The organism is Streptomyces sp. DSM 116795 (genome assembly GCF_055792905.1).
In genome coordinates, this window is sequence record NZ_CM147707.1 from 626837 (window position 1) to 642547 (window position 15711).

Annotated in this window: 12 protein-coding genes and 1 pseudogene; 8 read left to right on the top strand and 5 right to left on the bottom strand. The window is 72.5% G+C overall.

Annotated elements, in window-relative coordinates; translation table 11 throughout:
- Nucleotides 1–172 precede the first annotated feature (172 nt).
- Nucleotides 173–955, bottom strand: coding sequence for a hypothetical protein (locus ACSMXX_RS02710; protein WP_473182416.1), 783 nt, complete (start codon nucleotides 953–955; stop codon nucleotides 173–175).
- Between the two features lie 286 nt (nucleotides 956–1241).
- On the opposite strand from ACSMXX_RS02710, the gene ACSMXX_RS02715 reads away from it, so the two are divergent.
- The 3 genes from ACSMXX_RS02715 (at nucleotide 1242) to ACSMXX_RS02725 (ending at nucleotide 4889) form a co-directional block, all read left to right on the top strand.
- Nucleotides 1242–2084, top strand: a complete 843-nt coding sequence (locus ACSMXX_RS02715; protein ID WP_473182417.1) for an SAM-dependent methyltransferase — start codon at nucleotides 1242–1244, stop codon at nucleotides 2082–2084.
- Nucleotides 2085–2159: 75 nt separating this feature from the next.
- Nucleotides 2160–3314, top strand: a complete 1155-nt coding sequence (locus ACSMXX_RS02720) for an AAA family ATPase (RefSeq protein ID WP_473182418.1) — start codon at nucleotides 2160–2162, stop codon at nucleotides 3312–3314.
- Nucleotides 3315–3368: 54 nt separating this feature from the next.
- Nucleotides 3369–4889, top strand: coding sequence for a hypothetical protein (locus tag ACSMXX_RS02725; RefSeq protein WP_473182419.1), 1521 nt, complete (start codon nucleotides 3369–3371; stop codon nucleotides 4887–4889).
- 70 nt (nucleotides 4890–4959) lie between these two features.
- Here ACSMXX_RS02725 and ACSMXX_RS02730 read toward each other — a convergent pair whose 3' ends face one another.
- A complete protein-coding gene (locus tag ACSMXX_RS02730; RefSeq protein ID WP_473182420.1) occupies nucleotides 4960–5604 on the bottom strand; it encodes a nitroreductase family protein in 645 nt (214 codons plus the stop codon).
- Between the two features lie 280 nt (nucleotides 5605–5884).
- On the opposite strand from ACSMXX_RS02730, the pseudogene ACSMXX_RS02735 reads away from it, so the two are divergent.
- The 4 genes and pseudogenes from ACSMXX_RS02735 to ACSMXX_RS02750 form a co-directional block, all read left to right on the top strand.
- Nucleotides 5885–6445, top strand: a pseudogene (locus ACSMXX_RS02735) (FadR/GntR family transcriptional regulator); the annotation flags it as partial.
- 130 nt (nucleotides 6446–6575) lie between these two features.
- On the top strand, nucleotides 6576–8078 hold the full coding sequence (locus tag ACSMXX_RS02740) for a hypothetical protein (RefSeq protein WP_473182421.1): 1503 nt from the start codon (nucleotides 6576–6578) through the stop codon (nucleotides 8076–8078).
- A complete protein-coding gene (locus ACSMXX_RS02745) occupies nucleotides 8075–10084 on the top strand; it encodes a GMC family oxidoreductase (RefSeq protein ID WP_473182422.1) in 2010 nt (669 codons plus the stop codon). The genes ACSMXX_RS02740 and ACSMXX_RS02745 overlap by 4 nt, the downstream gene beginning before the upstream one ends.
- Nucleotides 10085–10171: 87 nt before the next feature.
- Nucleotides 10172–10465, top strand: coding sequence for a hypothetical protein (locus tag ACSMXX_RS02750; RefSeq protein WP_473182423.1), 294 nt, complete (start codon nucleotides 10172–10174; stop codon nucleotides 10463–10465).
- A gap of 210 nt (nucleotides 10466–10675) precedes the next feature.
- On the opposite strand, the gene ACSMXX_RS02755 is transcribed toward ACSMXX_RS02750, so the two are convergent.
- Nucleotides 10676–12373 carry an FGGY-family carbohydrate kinase gene (locus ACSMXX_RS02755; protein WP_473182424.1) on the bottom strand — a complete coding sequence of 566 codons (1698 nt, stop codon included), beginning with the start codon at nucleotides 12371–12373 and terminating at the stop codon, nucleotides 10676–10678.
- 166 nt (nucleotides 12374–12539) lie between these two features.
- Nucleotides 12540–13121 (bottom strand): TIGR03086 family metal-binding protein, encoded by a 582-nt coding sequence (locus tag ACSMXX_RS02760; RefSeq protein WP_473184601.1) that lies wholly within the window; start codon nucleotides 13119–13121, stop codon nucleotides 12540–12542.
- A 200-nt stretch (nucleotides 13122–13321) separates the two neighbouring features.
- Here ACSMXX_RS02760 and ACSMXX_RS02765 point away from each other — a divergent pair, with 200 nt between their 5' ends.
- Nucleotides 13322–14443, top strand: a complete 1122-nt coding sequence (locus tag ACSMXX_RS02765; RefSeq protein ID WP_473182425.1) for an MBL fold metallo-hydrolase — start codon at nucleotides 13322–13324, stop codon at nucleotides 14441–14443.
- Nucleotides 14444–14542: 99 nt separating this feature from the next.
- Here the strand turns inward: ACSMXX_RS02765 and ACSMXX_RS02770 are convergent, their stop codons facing one another.
- On the bottom strand, nucleotides 14543–15445 hold the full coding sequence (locus ACSMXX_RS02770) for a helix-turn-helix domain-containing protein (protein ID WP_473182426.1): 903 nt from the start codon (nucleotides 15443–15445) through the stop codon (nucleotides 14543–14545).
- Between the last annotated feature and the right edge of the window lie 266 nt (nucleotides 15446–15711).

Below are 15711 nucleotides of genomic sequence, written 5' to 3' on the forward strand. Positions count from 1 at the left end.
CGCAGGCGCAGTCGATGCCGGGCCTGGAGCCCGGGGTCAGCGGGGCCCGGCCGGATGCGGCCGGGCCCCGTCGTGCACGTCCCTGTCCGGCCGTTCGGCCGTGGTACCTCCCGCCGACGTTTGCCGTCCGCGACTTCTCCGGCCCCAGAGCGGTGGCGAAGCGGGGGGGTGCTCACTCTCCCCGGGTGTCCGAGTGCTCGGCCGCACGCCTCAGGATCTGCTGACCGAGCTCCCAGCGCGAGGAGTCATGCCGGAAGTGCCGGTCTCCCTGGGACTCCACGGCCTCGACGAGCCGCCTGCGCTGTGCCTCGTCCAGGACGTCGAGCATCTGGGAGGCGAGAGCCAGCGCGTGGAACTGCTCGAAGGCACTGCGCGAGTGCTCGATACCCGCCAACGCGGCCTCGAAGCTTCGCAGTCGAGGCTCGGCCTGCATCATCCCCAGGGCGGTGATGCGCTTCTCCTCGCTGCCCTCCTGGAACCAGCGCAGGACCTCCTCCGGTTCGAAGGACTGCTCCGTGGCGGCCTGGCGGGCCCGCGCGACGATTCCCGACATCAGGCGCGTGCGTTCCGGGCCCGCACGCATCGAGCCGCGCACCGAACGGTATTCGGCGGCGAGCGGACTTGCGGCGTCGAGCAGGGCTTGAGCCTCCGCTCGCAGCCGGTCGGCTGCGTCGTCGTCGCCCCGGCGTGCGGACTCCTCAGCCAGCGCGAACCTCTCGGCGGCGGCTGCGCGGAGCTTGAGCCTGGCGCCCCCGAACTCGAGGCTCTCGATGCGGTTTCCGAGCAGGGCGACGACGAGCAGGGCGCTGCCGACGATCAGCAGCACCCCGGTCCCCGTGCCGTTCTCCGTGATGAACACCGCGAGCACCCCCGTACCGAACGCGCCTGCGCCCATCACGCCCAGAAGCACCCGCAGGGTGGCGGAGAAGGGAGACTGCTGGATGTCATCGGACACGATCGCTGATCAGCTTCCGGTCACGAACTGCACGAGCGGCGTCCCCGCTCGGCGGTGAGCGGACCGGCCCGGCCCATGGAGCCCCGTCGCATCTACCTCGGCGTTCATGTCGTCCCCCAGCATCGTCTCGGCGCGCCCTCGCCTGTCGGGCAGTCAGCATACGTACCCGCGCCGCATCCGCAGCGGCCGCATGCACCGGCGCAGGGGCGCCCCGTAGGACCAACTGCGCCAGTGCCGCGTTGGGTTAGCATCACGTGACGATCAACACACTAAGGAGCGTGGGGAGATGGCAGGCGCCGACGGCACGGGCGAGGCCCAGGGTGACGCCCCGCTGATCGTCAGCCGTGACGTACCGCAGATCTCGAGCAACGTGCCGCACTCGGCGCGGATGTGGGACTACTGGCTCGGCGGCAAGGACCACTACGAGGCCGACCGGAAGGCCGGCGAGCAGGCACGCGGGGCCTACCCCGGCATCGTGGACATCGCGCGGACCAGCCGGGCGCTGCTCAGCCGCACTGTGCGGTATCTGATATCCGAGGCCGGCATCCGGCAGTTCCTCGACATCGGCACGGGGCTGCCCACCGCCGACAACACCCATGAGATCGCCCAGCGGATCGCGCCCGCGAGCCGCATCGTCTACGTCGACAACGACCCGCTGGTGCTCACGCACGCCCGTACGCTGCTGACCTCCTCGCCGGAGGGCGCCACCGACTACCTGCACGCGGACGTGAACGAGCCCGCGCCGATCCTGGAAGAGGCCGCGCAGACACTCGACCTGTCCCAACCCGTGGGACTGATCATGTTCGGCATCGTCGGACACGTGCCCGAGCACGCCAAGGCCCTCTCGATCGCCCGCGAACTGATGGACGGCCTGGCCACCGGCAGCCATCTCGCGCTGTACACCGGCACCGACGGCGACCCGGATCTGGTAGAAGCCGAGCGGCGCGTCGGCGAGCACGGCGGCGTCCCCTACCGGCTGCTCAGCCCGGAGCAGGTCCGGGAGTTCTTCTCGGACCTGGAACTCGTCGAACCGGGCGTGGTCCCCGGCCCGCGATGGCGTCCCGACGGCGAGGTCACGGACTCGCCCGCCGACATCGCCTCGCTCTGCGGACTGGGCCGCAAGGGGTAGCGCGGCGGCCGGTTGTCAGGGCCGGGGGTCACACTGTCCGGAAGAGCCACCGGACCGAACGCAGAGAGCCCCCACATGATCACCACTCTCGCCGTCGAGAACTACCGCTCCCTGAGCCGCCTCATCGTGCCGCTGGAGAGACTGAACGTCGTCACGGGCGCCAACGGGTCAGGAAAGTCCAGCCTCTACCGTTCGCTGCGGCTGCTTGCCGACGCCGCACGGGGAGGTGCCGTCGCGGCGCTGGCACGCGAGGGCGGGCTGCGTTCCACCCTGTGGGCCGGGACGGAGTCTCCCGCCCAGGGCGCGGGCCGCAGCGGGCCGGTCGGGCTGCGGCTGGGCTTCGCCGGGGACGAGTTCGGGTATGCGGTCGACTTCGGGCATCCCATACCTGTCAGTTCCCTCTTCGACCTGGATCCGGAGATCAAGGCCGAGTCCACATGGGCGGGCCCCGTTCTCCGTCCGGCCGCGGTGCTCTCGGAGCGCAAGGGCCCCGCCGTACGGACCCGTACGGCTGACGGCGACTGGCACCGCTCCGCGGGCGAACTGCGCCCCTACGACAGCATGCTGAGCGAGTTCGCCGACCCGCAGCTCGCGCCCGACCTGCTGCGGCTGCGGGAACACATCAGGTCCTGGCGGTTCTACGACCACGTGCGCACCGACATGCATGCACCGGCCCGCAGTGCGCAGATCGGCACACGCACACCCGTGCTGGGTCACGACGGAGCCGACCTGGCCGCCGCGCTCCGGACGATCCAAGAGGTGGGAGACGGAAAGGCCCTGGGAGAGGCCGTCGACGCGGCGTTCCCCGGCAGTTCGCTGAGCATCGGCAGCCAGGGTGGCAGGTTCGAGCTGGCGCTCCGTCAGCCGGGCATGCTGCGTCCCCTCACCGCTGCCGAGCTCTCCGACGGCACGCTGCGCTATCTGCTGTGGGCGGCGGCGCTGCTCACTCCGCGCCCGCCCGCGCTCCTCGTACTCAACGAGCCGGAGGCCAGCCTCCATCCCGAACTGCTCGCGCCGCTGGCCGACTTGATCGTCACCGCGGCCCAGGACACGCAGATCGTCGTGGTCACACACGCGACGGATCTCGCCCGGCACCTGGACCGGGGAGCCGTGCGCCAACGGCTCGATGTGAATTCGGTCGAGCTCATCAAGGACGAGTCCGGCCGGACGGACATCGCAGGCCGCGAAGGCCCGCTGGACGAACCGCCCTGGCACTGGCCCAAGCGGTGAGGCCGCTCGCCGCTCCCGGGCCGGCTGTCACAGCCCTCCCCTACGCTCCGCGACATGGTGCGAAGAGCGGACGAGGAGCTGATCGGGTACCTGGTGGACCACTACGACCAGGCCCGGCTGGTGCTGCGAGGGGAACCTGACACGGATGCGGCGCTCGCGGCGCTCGAGAAGGCCGCGGAGGCGGTCTGGGCCATACCGAATCCGGTGGAACCCTCCGACGGGTTGCCCAACTGGTGCGAGGCATCACTCGAGGACGGGCTCGCTGTGCTGCACATGGACGCCAAGGACGGCGCCGGTCACATCGACCTGATCGCCGCGACCCTCCTTTCCGCCCTGGACGAGGCGGGAGTCGGCGGACGGCTCGAACCCTTGCGCCATCCGGAGCCGGCCGCCGGGGCCGAGGGGGACGACGAGGCCGCCGACGGCTCGCCGGCCACTGAGGGCTCATCGGTTCGTTCGGCGGCAGCGCCGGGCAGGGCACGCGGACGCGTCCGGCCGCGTGCGCGGGACGTATCGCCCCGCGACCTCGGACTCGCCGTCAGCGGGAGCGGCCTCCTGTACCAGGAGGGCATCCGGCAGATGGTCGGGCCGGCGCTCGGGCCCTGGACGCTCGCCGGCTACGAGACGGCCGTGGCGATGCGCTCCGTCAACATGGCCGCGGACCACTCGGGCCGCCGCACGGGGAAGGAGCGGCGGAGTGACGGCACGCCCCCGCTCTGGCCCCTGCGGGAACACCGGGACGGCCTGACGCTCGCCGAACTGTGCGTACGCATGAGTGAGCCCTACGACGAACTGTCGTCGGTCTTCGAAGAGTTGGAGCGCACCGGGGAGCTGGTCAGATGGCGCGGCGACGACGGCTCGATCCGGCTCAGGCTGAGCGACCGGGGTCAGCTCGCCATGGACGAGCACGTGCGGCACATGGCCGCAGACAACCAGGTTCTGCTCGCGGACATCCGTCCCGGGCAGGCCGCAGTCGTCCGCCACGTGTGCGTGCAAGCGGTGCGGAACAAGGAGCGGTTGGAGGAACGGCCCGTAGCGGAGCCGTCCCCGGCCGCCGTGTCCGACGTACGCGGGTGGCAGCCGGCACGGGACGCGCAGGAGCGTCTCTATGTGACCAACTTTCGGGAGTTCATGGGCCCGCTGGAGCCCGACGCGATGCTCGCGACGGAGACGGTTTACACGCTGGGCATGGCCCTCTCGGCACTGCCGCGCGCCGTGCCCGCAGGCCTCCGGGCCCTGCCGGCGTGGTGGCTCCACGGCGTTCCGGAGGGCCACGGAATGGAGCGTTCGGCGATCGAGGACGCGCTGGGGCGCGAGGGACCACGGGTGCTGGAGGAGTTGTCGCAGGCCGGCCTGGTGTCACAGTCGGCGGCTGCGGAGTCCGCGGACGCAGGCGCCGGGACGGCCGTCTGCCGGCTGACGGAGGAAGGCCGCCGGAGGATGCGCGGACTCGTGAGCAAGCTGGAGGACGAGGTGGCGGCCGCGTTCGACGGTGTGAGCCTGGAGGAACTGGCCGAGGCCCGTGACGGCTGCTGGCGGATCGCCCTGAACCGCCTTGCGGCGGAAGCGGCGTGACGGAAGCCGCGTGACGTGAGCCGTGTGACGCGAGCCGTGCCACGAGCCTTGCTGCGCGAGCGCGCCTGCCTCACCAGCCGTTCTCGTGCAGCACCTCGGACAGGGGCGCACGGGGCGCCGGCTTGAAGGTGTCGCCCGTGTAGTGGGCGGTCGGGATGAGGGCGGCCTGGCGGACGTTCGCCGGAAGGCCGAGGACGCGGGCGACATCGTCCTCGTACCGCAGATGCAGCGTGGTCCAGGCGGTGCCGAGGCCGCGGGCGCGAGCGGCGAGCATGTAGCTCCAGGCCGCCGGAAGGAGGGAGCCCCACAGGCCCGCCTGGTTGCCCTCGGGCAGGGTCCCGGACGGGAGCTGGAGGCACGGGATCACCAGCACGGGGACTTCGCCCATGCGGTCTGCCAGATGAGCCACGCTGTCGTTGACGCGGGCCTGCACCCGTGAGCGTTCCGGGTCGTCCGCGTACAGGCGGCCGGCGGCGTTCGGCGAGTCGAGATAGGCGCGGCACGACTTCTGGTAGAGCGCGCCCACCTCCCGCCGGATCTCCGGGTCGGTGAGGACGAGCCAGTGCCAGCGCTGCGCGTTGGAGCCGCTGGGCGCCTGCAGGGCCGTCTCGATGCATTCACGAACGAGGGCGGGGTCCACCGGCCGCTGAAGGTCCAGCCGCTTGCGGACGCTTCGGGTGGTGGTCAGCAGCTCGTGGGCGGTCAGCTCGGGCACGGCGGGCTCCTACTTGTGCGGATCCGGACGGCGCGGTCGGCCCTGGCCAACACCCGCGCATGGCTAACGCACGTTAACCGGGGCGGCGTTGAGGCGTCCAGCACACCTCGTCGCCCTCCTCGCCCCCGCCCTCGTCCCCGTCCTCGCCGCCGCCTTGATCTCGGCCCCCGTAGCAACCTTCGTGACCGCCTGCCTCTTGTCCCGTCGGACTGTACGTGATTCAGTGGCTCATCCACTGAGTCACTGAGGAACACTGAGCCGCTGAGGAAGGTGCCGGGCCGTGGAGACTCTCCCCCGCGAGACGATCGTCGACGTACTGGAGAACAAGCTGCGCGAGGAGATCCTCACCGGGTCACATCCGGCGGGGAGTTATCTGCCGCCCGAGCGCGAGCTGGCCGACGGCTACGGCGTCACACGCACCACCCTCAAGCACGCCTTCGGCCGCCTCGTGCAGTCCGGGCTGCTGGAGACCCGGCACGGAGTGGGCACGCGCGTACGGGACTTCGTACGCCTCGGCGGCGCGGACCTGCTGCCCATGCTCGTGCGGCACAGCCCTGAGTGGCTCGGCGAGATCTTCGAAGTGCGGCGCAGCGTGGGGGCGTTGATCGCCGAGCGGGCCGCGATGAAGGCCACCGCGCAGCAGCGTGCGGAACTGCGCGGACTGCTGGCGGCCGTCGGCGAGGCCGAGGGCGGCGGCGACGTACAGCTCGCCGACATCGAGGTGCACCGCGCGCTCGCCCGCGCGACCGGCAACCGTGTCTACACGCTGCTGACCAACACCCTTTTCAACGCGTACGTGCCGATGCGCGCCCATCTCGTCGGCCCGTTCCTCGACCCGGATGTGGCACACGGGCGGCTCGCGCCCGTGGTCTCGGCGGTCGGTGAGGGCGACGCGAAGGGGCGCGGGAGGCGGCTGACGCCTATCTCGCCGCCACCGAACGCATCATGCTCGACGGCCTCGGGATCGCCTGATGGGTGCCGGCAGGGGTACCGCGTTCTCGGAGGTCATGGCCGGTTCCGTGCGTCTGGCCGGGGAGAGCGCGCCCCGGGCGATGCGCCTGGACCTGTCCGTACGGGCGGAAGACGTGCTGCTCCCGCACCGCACCACCGAGGCCGCCGTGACCGGAAGGGTACGGATCGCCGGGCTGGCCGACGACGCCCAGGCCACGGGCGAGCTGGAGATCTCGCCACTCGCACGGCGCCGCATCCGCTACCGGATCGGCTTCTGGGCGCAGAACCGCCGCTACCTCCTCGACGGCTGGAAGTCGATATCCCTCGGCCGCCCCGTGAAGTCGATGACGGTCCTGCCGTTCTCCCTCCTCGAAGACGGCGAGGACGGCGAGCACGGCGTGGATGGCGAGAAGAGCGTGGACGGCGAGGAGGGCGCAAGGAGCGAAGGGAGCGAAGGAAGTGAGGCCGGGGGCGACCGGACCGCCGGTAGAGGAACGCTGCGCTTCCCCCTCACCACGCAGCTCCTGCCCTTCCTCACCAGCTTCCGCTTCCCGCGCGCCGGGGGCGGCGCGGCGGCGCAGCTCGCACCGCGCTGGGACGGCGCCCCGGGCCGTACGGAGGTCTGGTACACGACGGTCACGGACCCGGCCACCCGCACCGGACTGTGGCTGCACCACGAACTCGTCGCACCGGCCGACGGCTCTGACGCGTACGCGCACGGCTGGGTGGCCCGCTTCCCCGCCGACGGCGAAGGGCCCGTCGAGCACGCGCGGTTCGGGCCCGAGCCGTGGAGACCGCAGCCCGCCGGACACGGCTTCACGGCCGCCGGCATCGAGGCCGGTCCGGGCGGACTCCGCGGCGCGGCGGGCCCGTTCCGCTGGGAGCTGGCCGAACACCCGCTGGACGAGCCGCTGTTCACCTTCCCTCGCTGGTCCTGGCGTAGGCAGCTGCTGCCGGCGGCGCAGATCGTGCCCGCGCCCCACGCCTCGTACACGGGCACATTCGCCTACGAGGGCGGCGAGTTGCGGCTGGACGGCGCCCACGGGGCGACCGCGAGGATCTACGGGCACGGCAACGCCCGCCGCTGGGCGTGGCTGCACGCGGACCTCGGCGGCGGTGACGTACTGGAGATCGTCGCGGCGACCTCGATGCGTCCAGGGCTGCGAAGGCTGCCTCCGCTGGTGTTCCTGCGGCTGCGCAAGGACGGCCGCACCTGGCCCCGGCGGCCCGAGCGGACCGCGCTCGGCTGGGCGGGACCGGGACGCTTCAAGGCGCGTGTGGCGCTGCCCGCTTGGACGGTGACCGGCCACTGCGGACTGCGCCGTATACGGGTCCAGGTCACCCAGCCCGAGGAGCGCACCCTGGCGCTCGACTACACCGATCCCGACGGGAGCGGTGCCGTGTGCCGCAACAGCGAGACGGCGGACGCGCACATCCTGCTGGAGCGGTGGTGGGGGCGCTGGCGTACGGAAGCGGAGTGGTCGCTGGACGGCACGGCGCACGCGGAGGTGGGTGACCGATGAGCGCGCCCGGAAGCACACCGGAGAACGGACATGTGACCGGACGAGTGGCCGAACCCCTGAGCGGGCCCGCGGACGGACAGGTGAGCGGACAGGCGGGCGGACCAGTGAGCGTGAGCGGTCCCGTGAGCAGCCGGCCCGACCGGCTCGGCGGCCTCGTCGCCGCGCTTCTCGCCGACGACGGCAGCAAGGCCTGGCCGGGTGCCGTGCCCCGCCGCCTCGGCTCCGTCCTCGGCACGATGCCCGTACCCGCACGCGCCGGTGTCCGCGCCGCCGCCGCCGCGGTCGACGCCTACGCCGCGCTGCGCACCGGCCGCCGGATGCGCGGCCTCACCCCGGACGAGCGGGAGACGGTGCTGGCCTCACTGGCGGCCCGTCCGTCGCTGCTGCAGGTGCTGGACGCCGTGAAGGTGCCGGTGATGCTCGCCGCCGGCACGGAGCGGATGCTCCACGAAGAGCCCGCGCCCGCCAAGCCGGCACCGCCGCCCGCCGATCCGCCGCTGGACTGCGTGCCGTCCGTGGAGTGGCCGGACAGATCCTCGGCCGACGCCGTCGTCATCGGCTCCGGTGCGGGCGGTGCCATCGCGGCCCGCACGCTGGCGCGCGCCGGGATGCGGGTCCTCGTGCTGGAGGAGGGGCGGCGGCACACCACCGCCGACTTCGGCCGCCGCGCGCCGCTCGACCGCTTCGGGGAGCTCTACCGCGACGGCGGCGGCACCGTGGCGCTCGGCAACCCGCCGGTCGTGCTGCCCGTCGGCCGCGCCGTCGGCGGGACCACCGTCGTCAACTCCGGTACGTGCTACCGCACTCCGGACCGCGTGCTGGCCCGCTGGCGCGATTCGTACGGGCTGTCCCTCGCCGACGGGAGCGCGTTCGGCGAATGTCTCGACGAGGTGGAACGCACCCTGCAGGTCGCCACCGCCCCGCTCGACGTACTCGGCCGCAACGGACGCACCGCACTGCTCGGAGCCGAACGTCTGGGCTGGCAGGCGGCGCCGCTGCGCCGCAACGCGACCGGCTGCAAGGGCTCCTGCCAGTGCGTCGTGGGATGCCCGACGGGCGCGAAGCAGAGCGTGCAGCTGTCGGTGCTGCCCGACGCCTGCGCGGCGGGAGCGCGGATCGTCACCGAAGCGTATGTGCAGCGCATCCTCGTCGAGAAGGACCGGCCGGGCGGTCCTCGGGCGTGCGGCGTGACCGTACGCCGCCCGGACGGCAGCGAGTTGGAGATCCTCAGCCCCCTCGTGGTGGTCGCCGCGGGCGCCCTTCACTCGCCGCCGCTGCTGCGCCGCTCCGGGCTGGGCGGCCATCCCCGCCTCGGGCGCAACCTCGCGATCCACCCCGCGGCCAGCGTGGCGGGACGCTTCGCCGAGCCGGTCACCGCCTGGCGGGGCGTGCTGCAGAGCGTCGGCGTGGAGGAGCTGCACGGCGACGGCATCCTCATCGAGGCAACGGCCGGGCCCCCCGGCATGGGGTCGTTCGTGCTTCCCGGGGTGGGACGCGCCCTGCGCCGGGAGCTGGACGGGGCCGAGTCGCTCGCGACGCTGGGCGCTATGATCGCGGATCTGCCGTCGGGCCGCGTCCTGGGAGCCAGGCGTACGCTGCTGCGCTACGACCTGGCCCGCCGGGACGGGGAGCGGCTGATGCGCGCCGTCGAGGCGATGGGAAGGGTGCTCTTCGCGGCGGGCGCGGATGAGGTCCTCACGGGGATCCCCACCGCGCCGAAGGCGTACTCGCAGGATCAACTCCGGGAGATTCTGCGGGGGTTGAGCGCGAAGCAGCTGCATCTGTCGGCCTTTCACCCCACCGGCACGGTGGCACTGGGCGCCGATCCGCAGACCGCTCCGGCGGACACCGAGGGGCGACTGCGCGGTGTGCGAGGGGTGGTGATCGCCGACGGGTCGGCGCTTCCGAGCTGCCCGGAGGTGAATCCGCAGCTGACGATCATGGCCACGGCCCTGGCCGTCGGCAGGGCGGCGACAGAGTCGTCCGGTGTGGCACAGAGTGCCTAATCCACCCCCTAACGTGCCTGCCGGGGCGAGGTGTTGGCACGATGGAGGTGTGGATGTGCACCGAGCCGTACCGATACGGGGAGAAGGATGAAGAAACGGAAACTGGCGGTTCGTCTCGCCGCACCCTGCGCACTCGCCGTCGCCGCCATCGCCCTCCCCTCCGTCGGCGGCACAGCGCAGGCGGGAGCGATCTGCGAGGTGGTGCACGACTACGCACCGCGCTACGCGGCCGACCGGACCGGGAGCAAGGTCCTCGGCACGATGCGGGCGGGCGAGGAGGTCGCCGCCACGGGGTCCGTCCGCCTGTGGCGCGTGTACGCCGCCGGCACCGGAGAACCGCTGGGCCACATGCGCCAGTCGGACCTGAGCTGCAGCGGCTGAGACCGGCCCGTTGAGATCGTCCGCCGGGCCTGCGGCGGCCCACGGCCCGTTGCCGTCCGCGAGGGCCGAAGTATCCGCGGACCGCGGCGAATCGGGCCGTTCCGCTGCGCGGTGAGCTGAGCACCGGGATACCGGTCCCCTCCGCCGCGTTCACGTCTGGCTCCGCGGCCGCGCCCGTCCGGTCCGGCGCGAGCGCGACCCGGCGGCCGCTCATGGTAGTTCTGCCTCTCTTTGCTCTCTTTGCTCTTGCTCTCTTTCCTGTCTTTCCTGCGGGACCGCCGGCGATCTCTCAGGCGGGTGCTGACGCCGGGGGCCACCCGTGGACTGCCGGGTCACCCTCGGCAGGAACCGGTCCCGGTAGGCGTCCCGGTGTGCCTCGGCGGCCAGGTCATGGGCGCGTACGGATGTGCTCGCGGGCCGGATGCCGGCGGGAGCGATGCCGATGGCGGCGCCTCCCCATGCGGCGGCTCCCAGAGCGGCGGCTTCGGGCTCGGTGCAGACCTCGGTGGCCCACGGCGTGACGGCGGCCTTCAGCGCGGTCCATGTGCGCTGCCGGGTGGAGCCGCCGAGGAGCGTGACCGCCTGCGGCGGGGCGCCCGTCAACTCGGCCTGTACGTCGGCCATCCAGCGTGCCTGGTATGCGGCTCCCTCTAGCAGGGCGAGCGCCAGGTCGGCGGGCCCGTGGCGGGCGGCCATGCCGTGCACGGCGAGACGTGCGGCGGGGTCGGGGTGCGGCGCACTGCGCCCCTGGAGGTAGGGCTCGACGGTGATGCCGCTGGGCAACGCGGGGGTCCGTCCGTGCGGACGGCGGCCACAGCGTTCGACGAGACGGGCGAACTCCTCGTAGCGCGCTGCTGCCGGTTCGGCTGATTCAGCCGGTCCCCCCGCCCGCCCGGTCCCCGGCCCGTGGAGGAAGCGCTCGCAGAACCACTCCACCAGGGCCCCCGAACTCGCCATCCCCGCGAGGGTGACCCAGTGTTCGCCGTCCGCGTGCCGCCCCCAGGACATCCCTTCGGCCGCCGCGGCGGGACGGTCCGGGGGTTCTGCCGAGATCGTGAGCACCGCCTCGGCGGTGCCCATGGAGTCGGCCGCCAGGCCCGCGCTGCGTGCGCCCGCGATCCATGCGCCGACGAGATGGTCGTGCCCGGCGACGACGACGTGTGCGCCCGCGCGCAGCCCCAGACGGCGTGCCGTGGCGCGTGTGACGGCACCCACGGGACGGCCCGGAGGATGCACGTGCGGCATGTGAGCGGGTGTCAGCCCGGCCTCGGCGAGCAGTTCGGTGCTCCACCGTCCCTGTCCGGCGCCGTCAGTTCCGGGTTCCCAGGCCATGCTGCGCTGGGCGAACGTGGCGTCGGTGCCCACCCGTCCGGTCAGTGCCCGGGCCACGAGGTCCGCCGCGCCTGCCCACTGCCGCATGCGGCTCAGCCGTTCCGGGTGGTGTTCGCGCAGCCAGCACCAGCGCGCCAGTGGGACTTTGGAGCTGGGCAGCACGCCGGTGCGTGCGTGCAGTTCGGCCGCGCCGTACTTGCGGCGCAACGTTTCGGCATGCGCGGCGGGAGCCGGGTCGTCCCACGCGAGTACGGGGCCGAGGGGCGCCCCGTGCCGGTCGAGCGGTACGCCGGTCTCGGCCATGCCGGTCAGTCCGATGGTGGTGGGCGCGCGGCCCGCCGCCCTTACGCAGTCGGTGAGCGCGTCGAGTGCTGCTCCGGTCAACTCATCGGCGTCGTACGTGTGTTGACCGGGAACGCCGGGGGTCGCGCGGTGGCCGCGGGCCAGCACGGTGCCGTCGGGAGTACACAGCAGCGCCTTGCAGTGGGTGCTCCCTATGTCGATGCCGGCAAGCAGTGGAGTGTCAGGGCGTGAGCGGCGGGCGGTTCCGGGGCGGGGATTCGTGTCGCTTGTCATGTCACCTCCCCCCGGTCCTTACCCCTCTTCCCGCCTCCGCTCTCCCACCGGCCGGCGCCTCACCGTGCGACTGCGGACACCGCGGGACCCGCGGGCGTGCGAGGATCCGCCGGACACCCCTGGTGGCCGGTCCACGCCGGGAAGGCAGAAGGCGTGCGCCCCGCGATCAGCGAACCTCCGGGCTCCAGTCCGGCCGCCGGCCGCCGAGGGCCACGGCGCGGTCCAGGAGCGGGGCGTCATCGGGCACCTCGACGACCGGGCCGAAGAGCGTGCCCCTCTCCTCCGCGGACTGCGACTGCGAGAGCATGCCGATCGACGCCCGCAGGCTGTCGGGGTCGCCGCGGTACACCTGTCCCGTGGCCTGTGCCAGGTCCCAGCCGTGCAGTACGAGTTCGTTCAGCGCGACCAGGCCGGCGATCTCGCCCGGCAGCATGACGCCGCCGGCCTGCGTCTCCCCCTCCCAGGCGGACTCGCTGCGCCAGGCGGCGGCGAGTTCGTCGAGCTGTACTGGCAGCCGGCTGCGCCAGTCGTCCGGCAGCCGCGGAAGGGACGCACCGGGGTCCTGGTCCGTGCCGGGGCCCAGGTTCTTCGCGGCCGCGTCGGTGAACGCCCGGCTCAGGCCGGCCAAATGACCCAGCAGCTCCCGTACGGAATAGGTCTCGCACGGCGTCGCCGCCGCGAGCTGGTCGTCACGGACCCCGTCGAGCAGCGCCTTCACCTCGCGCGCCTGCGGTCCCAGATCAAGCATCGTCGTCACCGTCCACTCATCTCTTCCTCCGGGGGGCTTACGGGACCGGGCGGGGCCCGGTGTCCCAGCTGAGCGGGGATACCACGGGCTCTCCTCCGCCGGTCTCATGTGGGGACCGGCCGGATCCGTGGAACTCATCACCGGGGAACAAACCGGGCACCAGGTGGCGTTGTCGTGACATCGACAGAACGGGAGACCTCATGAGCGGCGTACTCGGCTTCAACCCTCTCGCCTTCGGCGCGGAGCCCTCGGGCGAGCGGCTGGCCCGCATCGAGCGGTCGCCCAACTACGACACCGAGCTCGGAGCCTTCCGTAATCCGCTGCCCGCGGGCACCACACCGAGGGCCGTACGGGGCCGACGGGCGATGCTGAAGGCCCTGCTCAGCCGCGAAGGCCGCAGACCCGGCGGTCCCATTCCCCTCTCCCGTCCGGATCTGGCCGCGCCGCCGGAGTCGGGGCTGCGTCTGACCTGGCTCGGCCACGCCACCGTCCTCGCGGAGATCGACGGCAGACGTGTGCTCTTCGACCCGATGTGGGGCATGCGCTGCTCGCCCTTCTCGTTCATCGGGCCGCGTCGTCTGCACGCCGCTCCCGTGCCGCTCGCCTCACTCGGGCGGCTCGACGCCGTCGTCGTCTCGCACGATCACTACGACCACCTGGATCTCCCGACCATCCGTGAACTCGCCGCGAGCGACGTGCCATTCGCGGTGACCCTCGGCGTCGGTGCGCACCTGGAGAGGTGGGGCGTGCCACCGGAGCGGTTCACCGAACTGGACTGGCACGAGTCGACGGAGATCGCCGGGCTGAGGCTCACGGCCACCCCGGCACGGCACTTCTGCGGCAGAGGGCTGCGCAACAAGCAGCGCACCCTGTGGGCGTCGTGGACGGTTTCGGGCCCGGAGCACCGGATCTTCCACAGCGGCGACACGGGCTACTTCCCCGGGTTCGCCGAGATCGGCGCCGAGTACGGACCGTTCGACGCCACGATGATCCAGGTCGGCGCGTACAGCGAGTTCTGGCCCGACATCCACATGACGCCCGAGGACGGGCTGCGCGCCCACCTCGACCTGACCGGCCCGGCCGGTGCCATGCTGCCGATCCACTGGGGCACCTTCAATCTCGCCCCGCACCCCTGGGCCGAGCCCGGTGAGCGCGTCCTGGCTGCCGCGGCGGACGCCGGCGTACGGGCCGCGCTGCCGTTGCCGGGCGGCAGCTTCGAACCGTCCGCGCCCGCGCTGCCCGGCTCGCCGTGGTGGCGCGGCCTGGCCGACGGGCGGCACGCCACGCCGGCGGGGCCCCCGGCTCCGGTGCGGCAGTCCTGAACGACACGAGGCAGCGGCGCTGGGCGCGGGGTCGGCAGGTTCCGCGGGATCGCCCGGTTCACCCACGGGTCGCCCGGGCGCCCGCCCAAGCCGGCGTCGTCAGAGCTCGTCGAGCATCCCGAGCAGGATCGGGCGCGTCTCCCGTGCCGGTGCCGCGTCGGTCACCAGACGGTCGATGACCTGGCGGTAGTACTCGACCTCCTCCCGCTCGGCCGGGTAGGCGGCGCCGATGAGCTGCTCCAGGTAGATCACGTCGGGCAGTTCACGCTCGGGCAGCCGCAGCAGCGTCACGGGCCCGCCGGCCGCGGCGTGCCCCCCGGCCGCGAACGGCATGATGTGGATCGTGACGTGCGGCAGCTCGCACGCGGCGATGAGATGTTCCAGCTGGCCGCGCATGGTCTCGGTGCCGCCGACGCGGCGGCACAGCGCCGCTTCGTCGATGACGGCCCACAGGTGCGGGGGCTGTGAGCAGTGGAGGATGCGCTGGCGCAGCATGCGCAGCTCGACGCGCCGCCTGATCTGCGCGCCGGGGCCGGCCGTACGTCCGAGTCCGACGACGGCGCGGGCGTATTCCGGGGTCTGCAGCAGCCCGGGGACGAACTGCACCTCGTAGGTGCGAATGACGCCCGCGGCCTGCTCCAGCCCGAGGTACGTGCGGAACCAGTCGGGCACGATGTCCTGGTAGGCGTGCCACCAGCCGGGCGCGTTCGTCTGCGCCGCCAGGGTCTGCAGCGTGGCGTACTCGGTCTCGTCGGTGATTCCGTAGATCGTCAGCAGGTCGGTCACGTCCCGCTCGTGGAAACCCCTGCGGCCACGCTCCAGTTGGGCGATGGCGGCCTCGGAGGTCCTGATGGCCTCCCCGGCCTCCTGGCGGGATATGTACTGTGCCTCACGCAGTTTGCGCAGCCGCTCTCCCAGCACCAGGCGGGGCACGGCGGGCCCCGGTGGCCGGTCCGGTATGCGGCGGTCGGGCAGGCCGCCCGAAATCTCAGTGATGCGCATGCCTCAGCTCCCCGTGCTGTGAACGCAAAGGTCTCGCCACGGTGACCGTGCGTATCCGCTCCGGTCCACTCCTCCTCGCGCCGCGCGAGGGGTACGTTTCCACGGCACTGTCCGTCCTCATTCCCGCACATGCCCCTGTCCAGTCCCCGCCACCGGGTCACTGGAGGGCGAGACCGTTGCGCATGTTGCACAAGGGAAGGAATGTACGTTGTGTGGCGTGGATCGGCCAATCCCAGCGGCCGAAAATGTTTCCTCATGGTCCGCAG

Bases quoted from the DNA above. Each gene is read 5' to 3' on its own strand.
- ACSMXX_RS02725 (WP_473182419.1), top strand. From the start codon at position 3,369: ATGGTGCGAAGAGCGGACGAGGAGCTGATCGGGTACCTGGTGGACCAC.
- ACSMXX_RS02720 (WP_473182418.1), top strand. From the start codon at position 2,160: ATGATCACCACTCTCGCCGTCGAGAACTACCGCTCCCTGAGCCGCCTC.
- ACSMXX_RS02765 (WP_473182425.1), top strand. From the start codon at position 13,322: ATGAGCGGCGTACTCGGCTTCAACCCTCTCGCCTTCGGCGCGGAGCCC.
- ACSMXX_RS02750 (WP_473182423.1), top strand. From the start codon at position 10,172: ATGAAGAAACGGAAACTGGCGGTTCGTCTCGCCGCACCCTGCGCACTC.
- ACSMXX_RS02770 (WP_473182426.1), bottom strand. From the start codon at position 15,445: ATGCGCATCACTGAGATTTCGGGCGGCCTGCCCGACCGCCGCATACCG.
- ACSMXX_RS02755 (WP_473182424.1), bottom strand. From the start codon at position 12,373: ATGACAAGCGACACGAATCCCCGCCCCGGAACCGCCCGCCGCTCACGC.
- ACSMXX_RS02715 (WP_473182417.1), top strand. From the start codon at position 1,242: ATGGCAGGCGCCGACGGCACGGGCGAGGCCCAGGGTGACGCCCCGCTG.
- ACSMXX_RS02760 (WP_473184601.1), bottom strand. From the start codon at position 13,121: ATGCTTGATCTGGGACCGCAGGCGCGCGAGGTGAAGGCGCTGCTCGAC.
- ACSMXX_RS02745 (WP_473182422.1), top strand. From the start codon at position 8,075: ATGAGCGCGCCCGGAAGCACACCGGAGAACGGACATGTGACCGGACGA.
- ACSMXX_RS02740 (WP_473182421.1), top strand. From the start codon at position 6,576: ATGGGTGCCGGCAGGGGTACCGCGTTCTCGGAGGTCATGGCCGGTTCC.